The organism is Sphingopyxis sp. YF1 (assembly GCF_022701295.1).
In the GTDB taxonomy this organism is placed as follows: Bacteria; Pseudomonadota; Alphaproteobacteria; order Sphingomonadales; family Sphingomonadaceae; genus Sphingopyxis.
This window is the reverse complement of sequence record NZ_CP033204.1, coordinates 64,299-80,992: the sequence shown is the minus strand read 5'-3', so window position 1 is coordinate 80,992 and position 16,694 is coordinate 64,299. Positions and strand designations below refer to the sequence as shown.

General features: G+C 68.3%; 16 protein-coding genes. 5 read left to right on the top strand and 11 right to left on the bottom strand.

Annotated features, from left to right (window positions below; genetic code table 11):
* Positions 1-106 precede the first annotated feature (106 nt).
* Together EAO27_RS00440 and EAO27_RS00435 are read right to left on the bottom strand one after the other, a co-directional pair.
* Positions 107-2,074 (bottom strand): beta-lactamase family protein, encoded by a 1,968-nt coding sequence (locus EAO27_RS00440; RefSeq protein ID WP_242775889.1) that lies wholly within the window; start codon positions 2,072-2,074, stop codon positions 107-109.
* Positions 2,075-2,323: 249 nt separating this feature from the next.
* A complete protein-coding gene (locus tag EAO27_RS00435) occupies positions 2,324-2,932 on the bottom strand; it encodes an XRE family transcriptional regulator (protein ID WP_242775886.1) in 609 nt (202 codons plus the stop codon).
* Positions 2,933-3,208: 276 nt separating this feature from the next.
* Here EAO27_RS00435 and EAO27_RS00430 point away from each other — a divergent pair, with 276 nt between their 5' ends.
* Positions 3,209-5,668 (top strand): M20/M25/M40 family metallo-hydrolase, encoded by a 2,460-nt coding sequence (locus EAO27_RS00430; RefSeq protein ID WP_242775884.1) that lies wholly within the window; start codon positions 3,209-3,211, stop codon positions 5,666-5,668.
* On the opposite strand, the gene EAO27_RS00425 is transcribed toward EAO27_RS00430, so the two are convergent.
* Both EAO27_RS00425 and EAO27_RS00420 read right to left on the bottom strand, forming a co-directional pair.
* A complete protein-coding gene (locus EAO27_RS00425; RefSeq protein WP_242775881.1) occupies positions 5,643-6,335 on the bottom strand; it encodes an alpha/beta fold hydrolase in 693 nt (230 codons plus the stop codon). The two genes, EAO27_RS00430 and EAO27_RS00425, sit on opposite strands and share 26 nt — an antisense overlap.
* A 33-nt stretch (positions 6,336-6,368) precedes the next feature.
* The gene (locus tag EAO27_RS00420) at positions 6,369-7,865 is read right to left on the bottom strand and encodes a 4-hydroxyphenylacetate 3-hydroxylase N-terminal domain-containing protein (RefSeq protein WP_242775878.1); all 1,497 of its coding nucleotides are present in this window, start codon (positions 7,863-7,865) and stop codon (positions 6,369-6,371) included.
* Between the two features lie 101 nt (positions 7,866-7,966).
* Here EAO27_RS00420 and EAO27_RS00415 point away from each other — a divergent pair, with 101 nt between their 5' ends.
* Positions 7,967-8,965, top strand: coding sequence for an AraC family transcriptional regulator (locus EAO27_RS00415; RefSeq protein WP_242775875.1), 999 nt, complete (start codon positions 7,967-7,969; stop codon positions 8,963-8,965).
* An 82-nt stretch (positions 8,966-9,047) separates the two neighbouring features.
* On the opposite strand, the gene EAO27_RS00410 is transcribed toward EAO27_RS00415, so the two are convergent.
* The 7 genes from EAO27_RS00410 to EAO27_RS00380 all read right to left on the bottom strand — a co-directional run bounded on the left by EAO27_RS00410 (position 9,048) and on the right by EAO27_RS00380 (position 14,256).
* On the bottom strand, positions 9,048-10,601 hold the full coding sequence (locus EAO27_RS00410) for an FMN-binding glutamate synthase family protein (protein ID WP_242780370.1): 1,554 nt from the start codon (positions 10,599-10,601) through the stop codon (positions 9,048-9,050).
* A gap of 162 nt (positions 10,602-10,763) precedes the next feature.
* On the bottom strand, positions 10,764-10,907 hold the full coding sequence (locus tag EAO27_RS00405) for a hypothetical protein (RefSeq protein WP_242775871.1): 144 nt from the start codon (positions 10,905-10,907) through the stop codon (positions 10,764-10,766).
* Between the two features lie 28 nt (positions 10,908-10,935).
* A complete protein-coding gene (locus tag EAO27_RS00400) occupies positions 10,936-11,226 on the bottom strand; it encodes a hypothetical protein (protein WP_242775868.1) in 291 nt (96 codons plus the stop codon).
* Positions 11,223-11,537, bottom strand: coding sequence for a hypothetical protein (locus EAO27_RS00395; protein ID WP_242775865.1), 315 nt, complete (start codon positions 11,535-11,537; stop codon positions 11,223-11,225). The genes EAO27_RS00400 and EAO27_RS00395 overlap by 4 nt, the downstream gene beginning before the upstream one ends.
* A gap of 72 nt (positions 11,538-11,609) precedes the next feature.
* Positions 11,610-12,170: a hypothetical protein gene (locus EAO27_RS00390; protein WP_242775863.1), complete on the bottom strand. Its 561-nt coding sequence runs from the start codon at positions 12,168-12,170 to the stop codon at positions 11,610-11,612.
* 527 nt (positions 12,171-12,697) lie between these two features.
* Positions 12,698-13,903 (bottom strand): UxaA family hydrolase, encoded by a 1,206-nt coding sequence (locus tag EAO27_RS00385; RefSeq protein WP_242780368.1) that lies wholly within the window; start codon positions 13,901-13,903, stop codon positions 12,698-12,700.
* 14 nt (positions 13,904-13,917) lie between these two features.
* On the bottom strand, positions 13,918-14,256 hold the full coding sequence (locus EAO27_RS00380) for a UxaA family hydrolase (RefSeq protein WP_242775860.1): 339 nt from the start codon (positions 14,254-14,256) through the stop codon (positions 13,918-13,920).
* A 229-nt stretch (positions 14,257-14,485) separates the two neighbouring features.
* On the opposite strand from EAO27_RS00380, the gene EAO27_RS00375 reads away from it, so the two are divergent.
* The 3 genes from EAO27_RS00375 to EAO27_RS00365 are packed head-to-tail and all read left to right on the top strand — an operon-like array spanning position 14,486 to position 16,694.
* Positions 14,486-15,220 (top strand): SDR family oxidoreductase, encoded by a 735-nt coding sequence (locus tag EAO27_RS00375; RefSeq protein WP_242780365.1) that lies wholly within the window; start codon positions 14,486-14,488, stop codon positions 15,218-15,220.
* Positions 15,217-16,359, top strand: coding sequence for an FMN-dependent L-lactate dehydrogenase LldD (gene lldD, locus EAO27_RS00370; RefSeq protein WP_242775821.1), 1,143 nt, complete (start codon positions 15,217-15,219; stop codon positions 16,357-16,359). Before EAO27_RS00375 ends, lldD begins: the two co-directional genes overlap by 4 nt.
* Complete coding sequence (locus EAO27_RS00365) at positions 16,356-16,694, top strand: L-rhamnose mutarotase (RefSeq protein WP_242775804.1); 339 nt, start codon at positions 16,356-16,358, stop codon at positions 16,692-16,694. The genes lldD and EAO27_RS00365 overlap by 4 nt, the downstream gene beginning before the upstream one ends.

Sequence of the window (16,694 nt, the reverse complement as noted above, 5' to 3'; positions counted from 1 at the left end):
CGTCGCAACTGTCCCCGTCACGCTCGATCATGCCTGATCAGGTCATAATTTTCTATTTTTGAAATTTCAAACGAAATCGACACGCCGCGTGCGACGGGCACCGCACTCAAAAGGCGGTTCCATATCCGATCAGGTGGAAAACCACCGCGATCCACAGCAGCACCGCCGCGCTCGCGAAGACTACGACGCTCCACGCGCGCACGAATTTCCCCGGTGCACCGCGCCACACCAGCCACAGGTTCCACCCCGCCGCGGCGAACAGCCCGCCAAAGACGAGCGGCGAGGCGACCCGGAGCGCGATCAGCGCCCAGTCGAGCTCGCCGTTCATCGACGAAAAGTCGGACAACAGCGCGGTCCCGAACAGCAGCCAGCCGACGAGCACCGCGATCGCCAGTCCCGACAGCGCGCGCGTCAGCCGATAGGCGCGCCATTCGGCCGGGCTGCGCGCGGGCCGGACACCATAATGGCGGCGGACCAGCGCCGCGACGGGCCACGACAGCGCGGTCAGCGACAGCGCGGCAAGGCCGACGAGCAGCGCCGGGGTCAGCCACGCGCTCGAACTGTACCAGGGCACGGGTTCGAACAGCATGAAGGGCGACGAGGAATCGATGCCGAAACGCACGACGCGGCCGTCCTTCACCTCGGCCGCCAGCCGCATCGGGCCGCCGACCTCGCGCCAGACAAAGGGTTCGATCTCGACCCATTTGCGATCGGCACCGCCGATCCCGGGCGCCGCCTTGAACAGGATGCCGCCGTCGGCGTCGAGCCCGACTTTCATCTGCCCGCCCAGTTCGGCGACCTTCAGGAAACTCGTCTCCAGCCGCCGCGTCTTGTTGTACGTGCCGACCATCATCCGCGCGTGCGCGCGCGCGGTCGCGGCGTCGACCCGCCCGTCATGCGGCGCGCCGGGGAAATAGCGATCGGCAAAGGCGGTGAACAGATGATTGCGGATCGCCGCCGACACCTTGTCGGACCCGGCGGCGTTCATCGACATGTACAGCCCGACCTTCTCGCCGGGGAACATCCACAGCTGGCTGTGAAAGACGATCGAATCGCCCGCGTGCGACAGGACTTTCCGTCCGTTGATATTCTGTTCGTAAAAACCGAGCGCCATGCCGTTGAGCGGCGGGATCGCCCGCGTGATGCTGTCGTGCATCAGCCGCGCCGTCGCGGGTTGCAGCAACGCGCCGCCGTCGTCGAGGTGCGCGATCATGAACCGCCCCAGGTCGGCGCCGGTCGCGGCGAGCCCGCCCGCCGGCGCAAAGCTGTTGAGCTCGGGCTTGCCCGGCTTGCCCGACCCGAGCAGGTAACCGTTCGCGAGCAGCGGCTCGAGCGCGGCGGGCAGGCGCGCGCGAAAGGTCGAGTGCGTCATGCCCGCCGGCGCAAAGATGCGCTGCTCGACATAGTCGTCAAAGGGCAGGCCCGACACCCGCTCGACGATATAGCCCGCCAGCGCGGTGCCATAGTTGGAATAGGCGGGGGTGGTGCCGGGGGCATAGATGCGCGGCGGCACCTGCCGCTTCATCGCCGCGCCCAGCGTCGGAATATCCTTGAGGTCGTAACTGTTGAGCCCGCGCTGCACCTCGTCGAACCCCGCGGTGTGCGTCATCAGCTGGCGCATCGTCACCGGCTTGCCCTGCCGGGGCGGAATCCTGAAATCGAGATAGGCGTTGATATCCCTGTCGAGGTCGATCCTGCCCGCCTCGACCATCTGCATCACCGCGGTCCAGGTGATCGTCTTCGACACCGACGCCTGCTTGAACAGCGTCGTTTCCGGATCGACCGGGCGCCGTTTCGCGACGTCGGCGAAACCGAAGCCGCGCTGCGTCAGCACCTGCCCGTCCTTGACTACGACCACCACCGCACCCGCCGCGCGCCCGCGCTCGAGCGCATAGGGCATGAACCCGTCGAGCCAGGCATCGACATCGGCCCTGGTCAGCGGCCGCGCCGCCGCTGCCGCTGCCGGCGCCGTCGCGGCGGGCGCCGCGGGCGCCGCCGGACGCGAAACCGCAGGTGCCGCGACCATCGCCAGCGCCAATGCACCGATCAGCTTGAAGGATTGGAAAAACCGCATGCGCCCCTCGTCCCGTCCGGCGGCGCCGCATCGCGGAGGCCGCTCATCGTCAATTTCTCAAATTGAAATTTTTTTCAATTTAGAGACAGAAACAGCCAGAACGGAAATTTGTCAATGGCGATCGCGCGCGGCAACGCGCCGCGGCGATGGCAGCACCGGCGCAGCGTGCACCGCGACACGCGCGGCCAGAAGGACGGAAAACCGGGTTTCGCAAAGCCTCGCCGTGGCTGCGGCGGGCCCGGACCGGCGTCAATCGATCGGATGCAGCGAGGATTTCAGGTCGGCGTCGGGCGCCGAACACACCGACAGGATGCGGCACGGCCCCTCGCCCACCGCGACATAACCATGCCCCATCGAGGCGTCGAAATAGGCCGAATCGCCCGTCTTGAGCAGCGACGGCGCATAGATGTCGGTGTGGAACTCGCACTGCCCCTCCAGCACCAGCACATATTCCTCGCCCGGGTGGCGCATCAGTTCGCCGAAATCGTCGATCGACCGCACCTCGACCTCGATGATCATCGGGTTGAGCGCCTTGTTCAGCAGGTCGGCCGACGGATAGGTGTAATTATAGGTGCCCGTGCGGATGGTCGGCCCCTCGTTGGCGGGGGTGATGCTCCGCCGTCCGGTCGCCGCCAGCGTCGACACCGGCGGCGCGGCGGGTGCCGCGAACAGGCGGGTGATGTCGATTTCCAGCCCGCGGCTGAGCCGCACCAGCTTTTCGTAACTGAGCGACATCTTGCCCGTTTCGACTTTTGACAATGTCGAAACCGGAATACCGGTCTTTTCGCTCACCTCGACCAGCGTCCAGCCCTTTTCGGTGCGAAATTCTCTCAGGAACGCGCCCGGATTACTGTCCACCGGGCCGCGCCGCTCGGCACCTGCTGCCCGCTTTTCCCGCGTCGACGCCATTCCTGTCCTTTCGATCGATTTTCTCATTTAGCATATATTTGCATGATTGCACGCCGATCAAGCAAAAGCCCGCGCGGACCCGGCCGTGCCGCGTCCGGCGGCGCGCCGGCCCGGCCGCGATTTGCACGCCCGAGCGACCCGGACAGGTCAGAATTTGACAAATCGGAAAATTTTGAAAAAGGTTCGCCGCCGGTCGACACGCGCCGGGGGAGGAAAGACGACATCATGCAGACCCGAAATCGCGGCGCCGAAACCCCGCGCCCCACCCGAGACGGGTTCCGCTGGCTCCTCGCGCTGCTCGCCGTCCTCGCCGCGGTCGCGCTCGCCTGCCTCGCCAACCGGCTCCCCGCCCCCGCGCCCGAAACCGCGCCCGGCACCGCATTCTCGGCGGCGCGCGCGATGCACGACGTCCGCGTCATCGCCGCGAAACCGCATCCGATCGGTTCGCAGGCGATCGAGGAAACGCGCGCCTATCTGGTCGAACGCATGACCGCGCTCGGGCTCGAACCGCGGGTGCGCTCCCAGACGGTGACGCTGACGCGCCGCAATTCGGCCGATTTCGCGATCGGCGGCCGGGTACGGAACATCGTCGGCGAACTGAAGGGGAGCGACCCGACGCTCCCCGCGATCGTCGTGATGGCGCACTACGACACGGCGCCGCTGTCGCCGGGGGCCGGCGACGACACCGCGGGCCTCGCCGTCGCGCTCGAAACCGCGCGCGCGCTCAGGGCCGCGGGGCCGCTGCGGCGATCGGTCCTCTTCCTGTTCACCGACGGCGAAGAAGCCGGACTGCTGGGCGCCACCGCCTTTTTCGAAAGCGACCCCTGGCGCGGCCGGACCGGGCTGGTCGTCAACCTCGAAGCGCGCGGCGACAGCGGCCGCGCGCTGATGTTCCAGACCAGCGCCGGCAACCGCGCGCTGATCGAGGCCTATGCGCGCACCGCCCCCTCGCCCGCGGCGGATTCGCTGATGGTGACGATCTACAAGCGGATGCCCAACGACACCGACCTCACCAGCGCGCTCGATCGCGGCCATGCGGGCATGAACTTCGCCTTCGTCGGGCACCAGATGGCCTATCACACGCCGCTGTCGACCGCGGCGGGGCTCAACCCCGCCAGCGTCCAGCATATGGGCGACCAGGTGCTGCCGCTGGTGCGCGACCTCGCCGGGGCGGAACGCCTCGGCGACGCGGGCGGCGACATGGTCTTCGCCGACCTGTTCGGCCAATATCTCCTCGTCTACCCGTCGTGGGCCGGCTGGTTGCTCGCGATCGCCGCGGTCGGCGCGACCTTCGCGATGCTCGCGGTCGCCCTCGCGCGGCGCAGGGTCGCCTGGCGCGATGCGCTGGCGGGCGCGGGCGGGCTGCTCGCGATGCTGTTCGGCATCGCCGCGCTGCTGATGCTCGCGCTGCGCCTCGCGGCGCTGCTGATGCGTGGCATCGCGTCCCCCTATGCGCTCGTCGGGCAGGCCGGCTGGCTGCTGCCCGCGATGCTGCTCGCCGGGTTCGGCGGCGGCGCGCTGCTGCTCGATCGCGCGGCGCGCGGCGGGCGGCGCTGGCCGGTGGCGCTCGCACTCGCGGCGGTCGGCCTGCTCGGCGCGCTGCTCGGCGAATTCAGCCCCGCGCCGCTCGTCGCGGGGGGCGCGGCGGCGCTGTTCGCCTTCGCCGGGTTCGGGCGCCGCGCGGCGCTCGCCGGCTGGTTCGCGGGCGCGGTGGCGCTCGTCGCGCTGCTCGCGCTGCTGCTCCAGATCCTGCTGCCCAGCGGCGCGCACGCGCTGGTCTGGCCGCTGCTGCTGCTCGTGCCCGCGACCGCGCTGCTGCTCTTCGCGCCCGCGCGCGCCGCGCGTCCCGCGGGGCTCGCCGCGATGGCGCTGTCCGCGGCGCTGCTCGCCGGGCTGATGGCGCGTTCGGGCTATGATTTTTTCGTCATGGTCGGGACGATTTTTCCCGCCGCGATCGCGCCTTTCGTGCTGCTCGCGATTCTGGCGCTCGCGCCGCTGCTCTGGGCGGCGCGCCGCCTCCGCCCCGCCGGGCTCGTCGCGATCGCTGCGGGACTGGCGGTTTCGGGCGCCGCCGGGCTCGCCGGCCGCACCCCCTCGGCGGCCAGCCCCGAACTCGTCGAGGTCTTCCATGTCAGCAACGTCGTCACCGGCACCGCCCAATGGACCACCCCCCTCCCCGACAGCCGCGGCTGGGCGCGGGCGGCGCTGGCGCGCGACGGCGACACGCCCCGACTGCGCTCGATTGCACCGCTCTCCCGGGACGATCATTGGATCGCCGATGCGCGGCCCGCGGCCTTCGCCCCGCCGTCGCTCACGGTCGGCGCTACCGCACAGGGTGGGGCGCACCGGATCGATATCGCGGCGCGCAACGCCAATCGCGGGCGTTCGATGCGGATCTTCCTGAAACCATCGGTCGAACTGACCGGCATCCGGCTGATGGACCGTCCCGTTCCGGGCACGCTCAAGGCCGGCATCTGGTCGCAGATGATCTTTCATGCCAGCGGCGAAGAGGCGGTGCGCCTGTCGCTGACCGCCGTCCGTCCCGGGCAGGTCGAGGTCAGGCTGGCCGAGGTTCGCGACGGCTGGCCCGAAGGCAGCCGGCCCGTGCCGCTGCCGCCGCATGTCATCCCCTATCGCCGGGGCAACGACAGTGTGATCGTCACCGGCCGGATCGCGGCCTGGTGACCCCATCCGCCCACTGCCGCAGAAAGAATGCAACGGGCCCCGGCGCTTCGCGTTGCGGAACATGGCCGCAATCGGGAACGCATTCGAACCGCGCACCGCGGATCGCATCGGCAATCTCCCGCGACCGGTCGGGCGCAACGATGCGATCGGCGTCGCCTGCCAGCACCAATGTCGGCACCGCGATCGAAGCGAGCGACGCGCGATAATCGGGCCGCGCCGCGGCGGCGGCCTGCTGTTCGGCGAAGATACTGCCACCACAGCGCATCAGCATCGCGCGGATCTCTGCGAGCAGTCCCGGCATCGCACGGCTCGCGCGCGACAGCATTGCAGGGGCCAGTCTTTCGGCGACCCCGTCGAAATCCTGCCCGGCCTGCGCGATCACCGCGTCGCGCGCCGCGCGCTGTTCGGGCGTATCGGCCGCCGCCGAACTGCCGAGCAGCGCAAGACCGGCAAGGCGCCCGCCGCTTTGCCGTGCGATTTCGAGCGCGACATAGCCGCCCATCGAATGTCCGCAGAGCGCGAAGCGATCGGGCAACTGGGCGAGGATCGCATCTGCCATCGCCGCGATGCTGCCCCCGCGCGGTACAAAGACGCGCGTGACCGGCATATCCCGCCAGCTCGCTTCGTCGGTCGCGATGCCGCAGATCGCGATCACCGGAATGGTCATCGATCCTCTCCCGTCCATCTGCTCGCGCAGCTGCTATTCTTCCGCGATTCCGGCAAGATTGCGCGCGAACCCCTTCTTCGTTTCGACCTCCATACCGCGCAAGATCTGGATTCGCTGCGCCTGCGGCGAGCCCGCGCCGTGCATCGACTCGGTAAGATAGCCGACGGCGTTGCGGCCGAGCGTCATATTCTCGATCAGCCGCAGGATGCGCTGGCGAAACTCGACCGGGACATTGTGCTTACCCTTCATATATTTCTCGAGGATCGGGCCGATCGCCTCGTTCTTGAAATCGGCGTCGGAGGGCATCGTCACCATGATCCCGCCGGCGAGATCCTGCGCGAGGCGCGAGATTTCATAGGGGAAACGCGTCACATTATGCTTGCAGACGTTTGCGAGCATCGCGTCGTTCATATAGATGCCCGAGGGCAGCGGCTTCGCCTCGTGGCTCGACGCGATGGCCGAAGAATAGATGGTCTCGTTGAGATGGGTCATCTCGACCAGCTTGTCCTTGATATGGCTCGCGGCTTCGGCGCCATTATAGTCGGCGACCTGCGCCGCCGCGCCGACCATCACGTCGCCGAGCCCGGTTTTGCAGACGTATGAGGCGCGATGGTAAGCGGTGAAGCGCGCGACCATGTCCTGCGCGAATTCATATTCGCCGTCCATCAGCACATGTTCGTGCGGGATGAAGACATCGTCGAAGACGACGAGCACCTCCTGCCCGCCGAAGCGCGCATTGCCCTGGTCGATGTCGCCCGCCTCCATCGCGCGCGTGTCGCACGACTGGCGGCCGTAGATATAGGTGATGCCCGCCGTGTCGCCGGGGACCAGCCCGACGATCGCGAAGTCGCGGTCGGCTTCGCCCATGTTCATCGTCGGCATCACGCAGATCCAGTGCGAGTTGAGCCCGCCGGTCATGTGCGCCTTGGCGCCGGTGACATAGACGCCCGCGTCGGTGCGCCTGGTCACGTGGAGGAACATGTCGGGGTCGGCCTGTTCGTGTGGGCGCTTCGAGCGGTCGCCCTTGGGATCGGTCATGCCGGCGCCGATGATGATGTTGTTGCGCTGCGCGTGGCGCATGAACTCCAGGTAGCGCGGGTGGTACGCCGTGCCGTGCTTCGCATCGATGTCCCAGGTGATCGAATGGAGCACGCTGATCGTGTCGAGCCCCGCGCAGCGCTGGAAACAGGTGCCGGTGAGCTGGCCCATCCTGCGCTGCATGTGGTTCTTCATCACCAGATCGTGCGGCGATCCGACGATGTGGAGGAAGCGGTTCACCGGCGCGTCGATCAGGTCGCTGTGCGCGGTCGCAAGGTCCGGGTCGGCGAGCGCGAGGTCGTAGGTCATCTTGAGCGCGTTGATCGACGGGCGGATGATCGGATGGTCGACGGGTTCCTCGACGCGTTCGCCGAACAGCCAGACCTCGACGCCGCGGTCCCGGAGCGAGGCGACATAATCGTCGCCGGTGACGATCGGGGCGAAGCGCGCCCAGCGGTCGGCGGCGGATTCCTCGCGCGGATGGATGGTCATGACAGTCTCCCGAAGTTGGTGAAAGTGCCGCCTAGCGTGCATCGGGGGTGGCAAAACAGGGCATGACAGGCGAGGAAAACTCACCATAATGCACAGACATCATGGCGACGATCGACGGCTATTATTTCGCGGTGTGCACCCGCGGCGCCGAGCGCGCAGGAATGGCCGTGCGCGATCTGGTCGCCGGGACCGGGCTGGATCCCGAAGATTTCGCGGTGCCGGGATGGCGCGGGTCGGTCGAGGCGATGGCGCGGCTCGTCCGCCATATCTGGGCAGGCCTCGACGACGAATTCATGGGCTATACGCCGCGCCGCACCGCGCCCGGAAGTTTTGCCTTTGCCTGCGAACTGGCGCTGGAAGGCGGCGACGTCGCCGATGGGCTGGCGCGCGCGGCGCGCTTCTACAACCTGCTCGATGCGGGGATCGCGACCGGGATCCGGACCGGGACGGCGGGGCTGGAAGTCGAGGTGCGCTTCGCCCGCCCCGACCTCGACCCCGATCATTATTTCAGCGAATTCTGGATGATCATCTGGCACCGTCTCGCCTGCTGGCTGGCGGGCGAGACGATTTCGCTGCTGTCGGCCGAGTTCGACTATCCGCGCCCCGACACCTATTTCGAGGAATTCAAATATCTCTTCCCCTGCCGCCATCGCTTCGACGGCGCGGGCCGGCGGATCGTCATGGACGCGCACGCGCTGCACGCGCCGATCCGCCGCACGCGGCAGGAACTGGAGGCGATGATCGCCGCGGCGCCGCTCGACATCATGACCATCCCCGCGAGCGACGCCAGCATCGCGCGGCCGGTGCGCCAGCTGCTCACGCGGAGCCCCGACCTGACGCTGGCCGAGCTCGCCGCCGCCACGCGACTATCGACCCACAAGCTGCGCCGCCTGCTCCGCGCCGAAGGGACGAGCGCGGCAATGCTGCGCGAACAGGTGCGGCGCGACCGCGCAATGCGGTTGCTGGCGACGAGCAACGCGACCGTCGAGGCAATCGCCGAAGCGCTGGGCTATGCCGAGGCGCGTTCCTTCACGCGCGCCTTCCACGGCTGGACGGGCGCCTCCCCGTCCGCATGGCGCGCGCGCACGGTTCGGCGCTGACCATCGGGGCCGTCGCCCCGGTGCCGGCCGCCCGGGCGATGGCGGGTCCGGCGCCGGAGCGGAGCAGCCGGCCGACGCATCGTCATTGCGGCAGGTCGAAGCTCTTCGCCGAGGCGAGGCGCCACGCCGCACCATAGAAGTCGCGATCCGACGCACCGTCGAGCAGTTCGCCATTTTCGAGGAAAATGTGGAGCTGCGAAAAAAGCCGGATCTCGGTCAGGCTGACCCGGCGGACCAGATGATGCGGGCTGAGTTCGCCGGGATGGCTGAGCCCGGCCGCGGCGATCATCTCCGACAGCGCGAGCAAGGTGTTGCGGTGGTAATTGTGCACGCGTTCGGCCTTGTCGGGCACCACCAGCGCGCGCTGGCGCACGGGGTCCTGCGTCGCCACCCCCGCCGGGCAGCGGTTGGTGTGGCACGCCAGCGACTGGATGCAGCCGATCGCGAACATGAAACCGCGCCCGGCATTGGTCCAGTCGGCGCCGAGCGCCATCGCGGTCGCAATGTCGAACGCGCTGACGATCTTGCCCGCCGCACCGACCTTGATCGCGTCGCGAAGCCCCGCGCCGACGAGCGTGTTGTGGACGAAGAGCAGGCTTTCGCGCATCGGCATGCCGAGGTGATCGGTGAATTCGAGCGGCGCGGCGCCGGTGCCGCCCTCGCCGCCGTCGACCACGATATAGTCGGGCATGATACGCGTTTCGAGCATCGCCTTGACGATGCCCATGAATTCCCACGGCTGACCGATGCACAGCTTGAATCCGATCGGCTTGCCGCCGGACAGGTGGCGCAGCCGCGCGATGAATTCGACAAATTCAAGCGGCGTCGAAAAGGCCGCGTGGCGCGACGGCGAGATGCAGTCGCGCCCGCGCGGGATACCCCGCGTCGCGGCGATTTCGGCGGTGATCTTGGCCGCGGGCAGAATGCCCCCCATCCCCGGCTTGGCGCCCTGGCTGAGCTTGATCTCGATCATCCGCACCTGCGGGTCGGCCGCCTGCTCGGCAAAGCGGCCCTCGTCGAACAGGCCGTCCGCGTTGCGGCAACCGAAATAGCCGCTTCCGATTTCCCAGATGAGGTCGCCGCCATGTTCGCGGTGATAGGGGCTGATCGAGCCCTCGCCCGTGTCGTGCGCAAACCCGCCGAGCTTTGCCCCCTTGTTGAGGGCGAGAATGGCGTTGGCGCTGAGCGCGCCGAAGCTCATCGCCGAAATGTTGAAGATCGAGGCGCGGTACGGTTGGCGGCAATCGGCCCCGCCGATCGGAACGCGGAAGGTTGCGGGATCGCTGACCGGAACCGGGCGCGTCGAATGCGCGATGAATTCATAGCCGTTGCGATAGAGGTCGACCATCGTCCCGAACGGGCGATCGCTGACTTCATTCTTGGCGCGCGCATAGACGAGCGAACGCTGGCTGCGCGAAAAGGGCGTCTGTTCCTGATCATCCTCGATCAGATATTGGCGAATTCCGGGCCTGATGCTCTCGAAGAACCAGCGCAACCGGCCGACGATCGGATAGTTGCGCCGGACCGAATGGCGCGCCTGCGCCAGGTCGAGAAGGCCCACGCCCGTCAGCGTGGCAAAGACGGCGAGCGCCGCGATCGACCAGGGCACGGGAAGCAGGAGGAAACCTGCGGCCATGCCAGCGAGGCTGGCGGCAAAGGGAAGATAGCGTCGGGACAACAAGGGAAGCTCCATTGGCGATGGGGGCGGATGATCGGAAGCAGATGGCGTGCGAGGTCCGGGTGCGGTGGAGGCCCGGCATCGGCGCCGGACGACCAGGTGCACACCCGGACGGCCCTCTCAGTTGAGCATCACGAAGCAGCGCCGCCGCGGCGGGGCGCTGTGACGCGCAAAGGGCGCCACCGGCGATGCGACCGCGACGAGCGGCGGCACCGCACGGCACGCCGCGCCGGTCCATCGGGCAACCGGGTCGACGTCCGTCACGGGAGGGAATAGTCGCATCGCGGCCCGATCAGTCGGCGAGGACGACGAACAGCGCCGCGCCGACGACGGCCAGCGCGGCCACCGCGAGCGCGCGCCAGCTCCAAGGGAGGGCGAGCGCCGCCCGATGATCGGCGAAAAAGGCGTCGGCCCGGGGCGCGAGACGCGGATCGGAGGCGATAATCGCCTGATCGATCATCGACAGCCGGTGAAAGAGGTCCACCAGCCGCGCGACCTCGTGTCCATCGAGGTGCGGATAGCGCAGCAGGAGCGCCTCGAACTCGATCACATGGTCGGAAGGGGCCCGCCAGCGCGAGGTCATGACCGCCGCCCTTCGTTCCCGGCCGGTGCGGCGACGGGCAAGGCGCGCGGCGACGCGTCTGCGCCGCCCACCGCCGACGGCGAGGCCGCGACGGGCGGGGCGCACTTGCGACGGGCATCGCAGGAGCCGGCAATCACGAGCAGCGCCGTGGTCGTCGCCGCGACGAACAGCACGAACCACCCGTGCCACGGCCGGCGCACGAGCGCGAAGACGAGCCCGTAGAGCGCCACGATCCCGAGCACGAAGATCATTCCCGAAATTTCGCCGATTGTCCGGCTGTGGGCGGCGAACCCCGACAGGATTTCAACCATGCCGGCCTCGCCCGGACCCCATGACGCCGGCGCCGCGCGGCCGGCAAGGCCGCGCGGTCCCGCACGCCATGGTCACGGCCCTGCCTGCACCGCCACCACCCGGCTCTTGAGCTCGAGCGAGCGTTCGTGGAGAATTGTCACCATCGCGAGCATGATCCGCCGCGCCGCGGCGGTGGCACCGATACGCGGATCGCCCCAGAGGTCGGCGTAGAGTGCGGCGTGCGCGCGCATCAGCGCGCCGGGATCCTCGTGCCCGGGCGGGCAATCGCGGACAAAGGCTCCGACGATCTCGCCCGCCTTTTCGAACGGCAACCCCGCGCGCTCGACGTCGGACCAGACGTTCCGGCGCTGCGCCTCGATCGCGATCGCGGGTGCCGGCATATGGAAATGCTGCGACAGCGCGACCGAAAGCGGGCGCGCGGCGGTGTGCCCGGCAAGGCGCAGCGCCACCGCCACAAACTGGTCCTCGGCAAGTGGCGAGAGCTCGAGCCGTTCGATTTCGGTGAAGCCGTCGTCGCCGATCGCACGGATACGGACGCCGTCCGATGGCGCGCGCAGCATCTTTTCGGCGCGCAGCCCCGCCGCGCGCAGCAGATCGGCGAAGATCGCCTCGCGGGAATGTCGGTCGGTCATCGCGCCGTCTCCCCCGGGGCGAGGCGGCAGGGTTTCGAAGGGCGGTACGTCACGGCGGACGCACGCGCGCCCGGGCGCCCGTCGGGCGCGAAAAACATCTGGAAATCCATGCTGAACTCTCGATCGGCTCACGGCCGATACAAAAGGGAAAGCCGAACAGCCCCGGGCCCGCCGATCGCGGAGCCGGGGCCGCTAGCCTTCGAGCCGGCGGCCTGCGTGGTGGGCGGAAAGCCTCAGGAATGCGCACGTCGACATGGTGCGTCCATTGTCCCGTGCGGCGCCGGGAAAGTCAAGCCGGGCCCCGCCGCAGTCGGCCGCCGACGACAAGCTTTGAGCGCCGAAATATCTTCGCGCCCTGTACTGGTCGTTTCGAGCAAGATTGATGAAAAGGTCCGGCCGGTCCTTGACCGATTATTGCCCGCGCCGGTCCGCGGCGAGCGAGTGCGATCCGTCTCAAGACGCCGATAGCGCTCCAAAGGCGATGAGGAGAAACAAAAATTTGGCGCCATGCACCACTGCGCCCGGCGTCAAGGTGCGCGCGCGGCGAGTGGCAGGCAGGCCGGTCCGACCGCCTCGAAGCTCTTGTAGGTCAGGATGAATTCCTGGTGCCCGAGTGCTTCGGAGGCGCTCGGCGATCCCGCCGCGACCGCCAGCACGAGCGCGAAGATTTCGCCGCCGACCTCGTCGAGCCCGGCCTGCTGAAGCAGGATCCGGCCGGCATTGACGTCCATGTCCTCCGCAAGGCGGGCATAGGTTTCGGGATTGGCGCAAATCTTGACGACCGGGGCGATCGCCGAACCGACGACCGATCCCCGGCCCGTCGTGAACAGGATCAGGTGGCATCCCGAGGCGATCATCTCGACGATCTCGGCATTGTCCGAGATATTGGGGAAACCGAAGCGCACCTCGCCGTCGGGGACCACGTCCATCAGATAGAGCCCCGGCGCGGGCGGGATGTCGCCGGGCTTGATCAACCCCGCGATCGGCGAACGCCCCGATTTCGAATAGGCGCCGAGCGATTTTTCTTCCTGCGTGCTGAGCCCGCCGTCGGCGTTGCCGGGGGCAAAGCTGCCGTAACCGAGGGTCGTATAATAGCGTGCGGCCTTGGCGACCGCCGCCTCGATCTCCCGCCCCAGTTCAGGCGTGATCGCGCGGTCGGCCATGATCCGCTCGCATCCGATCAGTTCGCCGGTTTCCTCGAACATGCACGTCGCGCCGGCGCCGATCAGGCGGTCGAAGCAACGCCCCACCGCCGGATTGGCGGTAATCCCGCTGGTGCCGTCCGAGCCGCCGCAGATCGTCCCGACGACCAGTTCGTCCACGCGCATCGCCACACGCGGCGCCGCACGCGCCTGCTCGCCGATCCGTTCGAGCGCCGCAAGGCCCGCCGCGATCGTCGAACGCGTGCCGCCCGCCTCCTGGATGACCAGCCTTTCGACCGGCCGGCCGCTTGCGGCGATATCCGCGAGCAGGCCCTCGCGGTCGAAGCCCTCGCACCCGAGCGACACCAGCAGGACGCCGCCGACATTCGGGTGCGTCGCGAGCCGGCTCATCATGCGATAGGCATAGCTATTGGGGTAGCAGCCGGGAAAACCGGCGAGCTGCACCGACAGGTCGCCCGCCCTGCTGACGATTGCGCGCGCCACATGGTGGGCGCATTCGACGAGATAGACGACGAGGATGACATTGCGGATGCCCTTGCGGCCGTCGGAGCGCAGAAACCCCTCGAACACCTGGTCCTGGCCGGTCATTCGCCCGTTTCCTTCCGTACGGCATCGCGCCCGTGCGCGGGCAGATAGTCGCTGGCAAGATTGTGATGGTGGACATGATCGCCCGGCGCGGCGGATGCGGTCATCGTGCCGATCGGAAAACCATAGCGAAAGACCTTGTCGCCGGCGGCGAGCGCGATGCGCGCCACCTTGTGCCCGACCTCGATCGCCGCGCGGAGCGCGACGGCCGCGCCTTCGATGTCCACCACCGCCCCCTGCGGCACCGATTTCACGCATATCAGGATATTGTCTTCGGGCGCGAGCAGCAGGAAGCCGCCGGACCGGCCGGAGGCAGGATTCGTGGACACATCCTCCATCACCGCCTCCCTCGCCCGCTTCCCCCGAAAATGGGGGCAGGGCTTGCCCCCGCACGCCCCGCCCCCTGCTGCATCGGGGAGCACGGCCCCGACACCCGCATGCCCCATGCTCCCGCATTGCGATATAATTGTCAAATATGATTTCATATTTTATATTTGACATACCTTGCCGGCCACCCGAGAACCGGCGAGCGCATGAGGCGCGATTCAACGCACGACGATGGGAAGAATGATGGGGCGACTGTCGGGCAAGCGCGCTGTGGTTTCGGCCGCAGCGCAGGGTATAGGCCGCGCGTCGGCCGAGCTTTTTGCCCGCGAAGGCGCCAAGGTCTTTGCGCTCGACATCGATGCCCTAGCGCTGGCGGGGGTCGCGGGCTGCGAGGCGCGCGTGATCGACCTGCTCGACGGTGGTGCGATCGCGGCGCTCGCCGCCGACATCGGCCAGATCGACATCCTGTTTAACTGCGCGGGCTATGTCGATGCCGGCACCTTGCTCGATACGACCGACAGCGGTTACGACCTCTCCTTCGACCTCAACGTCAAGTCGATGACGCGCATGATCCGCGCCTTCCTGCCCGCGATGATCGCCGGTGGCGGCGGGTCGATCATCAACATGGCGTCGGTCGCCGGTCCCGCGATCGGCGTCGCGAACCGCTTCGCCTATTGCGCGTCGAAGGCCGCCGTCGCGGGGCTCTCGCGGTCGATCGCGGTCGACTATGTCGCCGACGGCATCCGCTGCAACGTCATCTGCCCCGGCACGGTGCAGTCCCCGTCGCTCGACGCGCGCCTTGCGGCGACCGGCGACGAAGCAGCCGCGCGCAAGGCCTTCGTTGCGCGGCAGCCGATGGGGCGGATCGGGAGTGCTGACGAGATTGCAGCCCTGGCGCTGCATCTCGCGTCGGACGAAAGCGCCTATACGACCGGCGCGCTGCACATCATCGACGGCGGCTGGAGCATGGCGTGACGATCGCGTCGGCGGGTGATTTCCGCGACGCGGCCCGGCGGCGCATCCCGCGTTTCCTGTTCGACTATGCCGACGGCGGCGCCGGTGCCGAAGAGACGCTGCGCCGCAACGTCAGCGATCTTTCCGGTATCGCGCTGCGCCAACGCGTGCTTCGGGACGTCGCCGCGATCGATTTGACGACCACGCTGTTCGGCCGGACCATCGCCCTGCCCGTCGCGCTCGGCCCGGTCGGCATCAGCGGCATGTACGCGCGGCGCGGCGAATTGCAGGCGGCGCGCGCGGCGCGGGCCGCCGGTATCCCGACCTGCCTTTCGACCGTGTCGATCTGCCCGATCGAAGAGGTCGCGGCAGCCGCCGATCCGTTCTGGTTCCAGCTCTATGTCATCCGCGATCGCGCGTTCATGAAGGATCTGATCGCGACCGCGAAAACCGCGGGCGCCGAAGCGCTGGTCTTCACCGTCGACATGCCCGTTCCCGGCCCGCGCTACCGCGATGCGCATTCGGGAATGTCGGGGCCGAACGCCCCGCTGCGGCGGCTGTTGCAGGCGATGGGCAAGCCGCGCTGGGCGTGGGATGTCGGAGTGCGCGGACGGCCGCACGCGTTGGGCAATCTGAAACCTGTTCTCGGCAACCGGAGCGGGCTCAACGACTATATGGGCTGGCTCGGGGCCAATTTCGATCCGTCGATCCAGTGGAAGGATCTCGACTGGATCCGCGCCGAGTGGAACGGCCCGCTGATCATCAAGGGCATCCTCGATCCCGAAGACGCGCGCGAAGCCGCCGCGATCGGCGCCGACGGCATCATCGTGTCGAACCATGGCGGGCGCCAGCTCGACGGGGTGCCGTCGACCGCGCACGCGCTGCCGGCCATCGCCGACGCGGTCGGTGACGCACTGACGATCCTCGCGGACGGCGGCGTCAGGAGCGGGCTGGACGTGGTGCGGATGCTCGCGCTCGGCGCGAGGGGCGTCCTGCTCGGCCGCGCGTGGGTCTATGCGCTGGCGGCCGCGGGCGAAGCGGGCGTTGCAAAGCTGCTCGACCTCATCGCAAAAGAAATGACGGTCGCGATGACCTTGACCGGGGTCAACCGGATCGGCGCGATCGACGCCGACATCCTTGCGGAGAGTGGAGCCAGATGAGCCGCCGAATTTGCCATGCCCTCGACCTCGTCGACGACGCCGCGCTGATCGCCGAATATGAGGCCGCGCACGCGGCGGGCGCGGTCTGGCCGCAGGTGATCGCCGGCATCCGGCAGGCCGGTTATGAATCGATGGAAATCTGGCGGACCGGCGACCGGTTGTTCATGATCGCCGAGGTCGCCGACGACTGGCCGCGCGACGTCGCGCCCGAGATCGCGGCCATCGACGCCCACTGGCAGGACAGGATGGACCGGTTCCAGAAGCGGCTCCCGCACGGCGAACCCGACGAAAAATGGACCGCGATGACGCGCATCTTCTCTCTCGACGAACAATAG

Bases quoted from the DNA above. Each gene is read 5' to 3' on its own strand.
- EAO27_RS00410 (WP_242780370.1), bottom strand. From the start codon at position 10,601: ATGGCCGCAGGTTTCCTCCTGCTTCCCGTGCCCTGGTCGATCGCGGCG.
- EAO27_RS00440 (WP_242775889.1), bottom strand. From the start codon at position 2,074: ATGCGGTTTTTCCAATCCTTCAAGCTGATCGGTGCATTGGCGCTGGCG.
- EAO27_RS00395 (WP_242775865.1), bottom strand. From the start codon at position 11,537: ATGGTTGAAATCCTGTCGGGGTTCGCCGCCCACAGCCGGACAATCGGC.
- EAO27_RS00375 (WP_242780365.1), top strand. From the start codon at position 14,486: ATGATGGGGCGACTGTCGGGCAAGCGCGCTGTGGTTTCGGCCGCAGCG.
- EAO27_RS00425 (WP_242775881.1), bottom strand. From the start codon at position 6,335: ATGACCATTCCGGTGATCGCGATCTGCGGCATCGCGACCGACGAAGCG.
- EAO27_RS00420 (WP_242775878.1), bottom strand. From the start codon at position 7,865: ATGACCATCCATCCGCGCGAGGAATCCGCCGCCGACCGCTGGGCGCGC.
- EAO27_RS00390 (WP_242775863.1), bottom strand. From the start codon at position 12,170: ATGACCGACCGACATTCCCGCGAGGCGATCTTCGCCGATCTGCTGCGC.
- EAO27_RS00365 (WP_242775804.1), top strand. From the start codon at position 16,356: ATGAGCCGCCGAATTTGCCATGCCCTCGACCTCGTCGACGACGCCGCG.
- EAO27_RS00380 (WP_242775860.1), bottom strand. From the start codon at position 14,256: ATGGAGGATGTGTCCACGAATCCTGCCTCCGGCCGGTCCGGCGGCTTC.
- EAO27_RS00400 (WP_242775868.1), bottom strand. From the start codon at position 11,226: ATGACCTCGCGCTGGCGGGCCCCTTCCGACCATGTGATCGAGTTCGAG.
- EAO27_RS00415 (WP_242775875.1), top strand. From the start codon at position 7,967: ATGGCGACGATCGACGGCTATTATTTCGCGGTGTGCACCCGCGGCGCC.
- EAO27_RS00430 (WP_242775884.1), top strand. From the start codon at position 3,209: ATGCAGACCCGAAATCGCGGCGCCGAAACCCCGCGCCCCACCCGAGAC.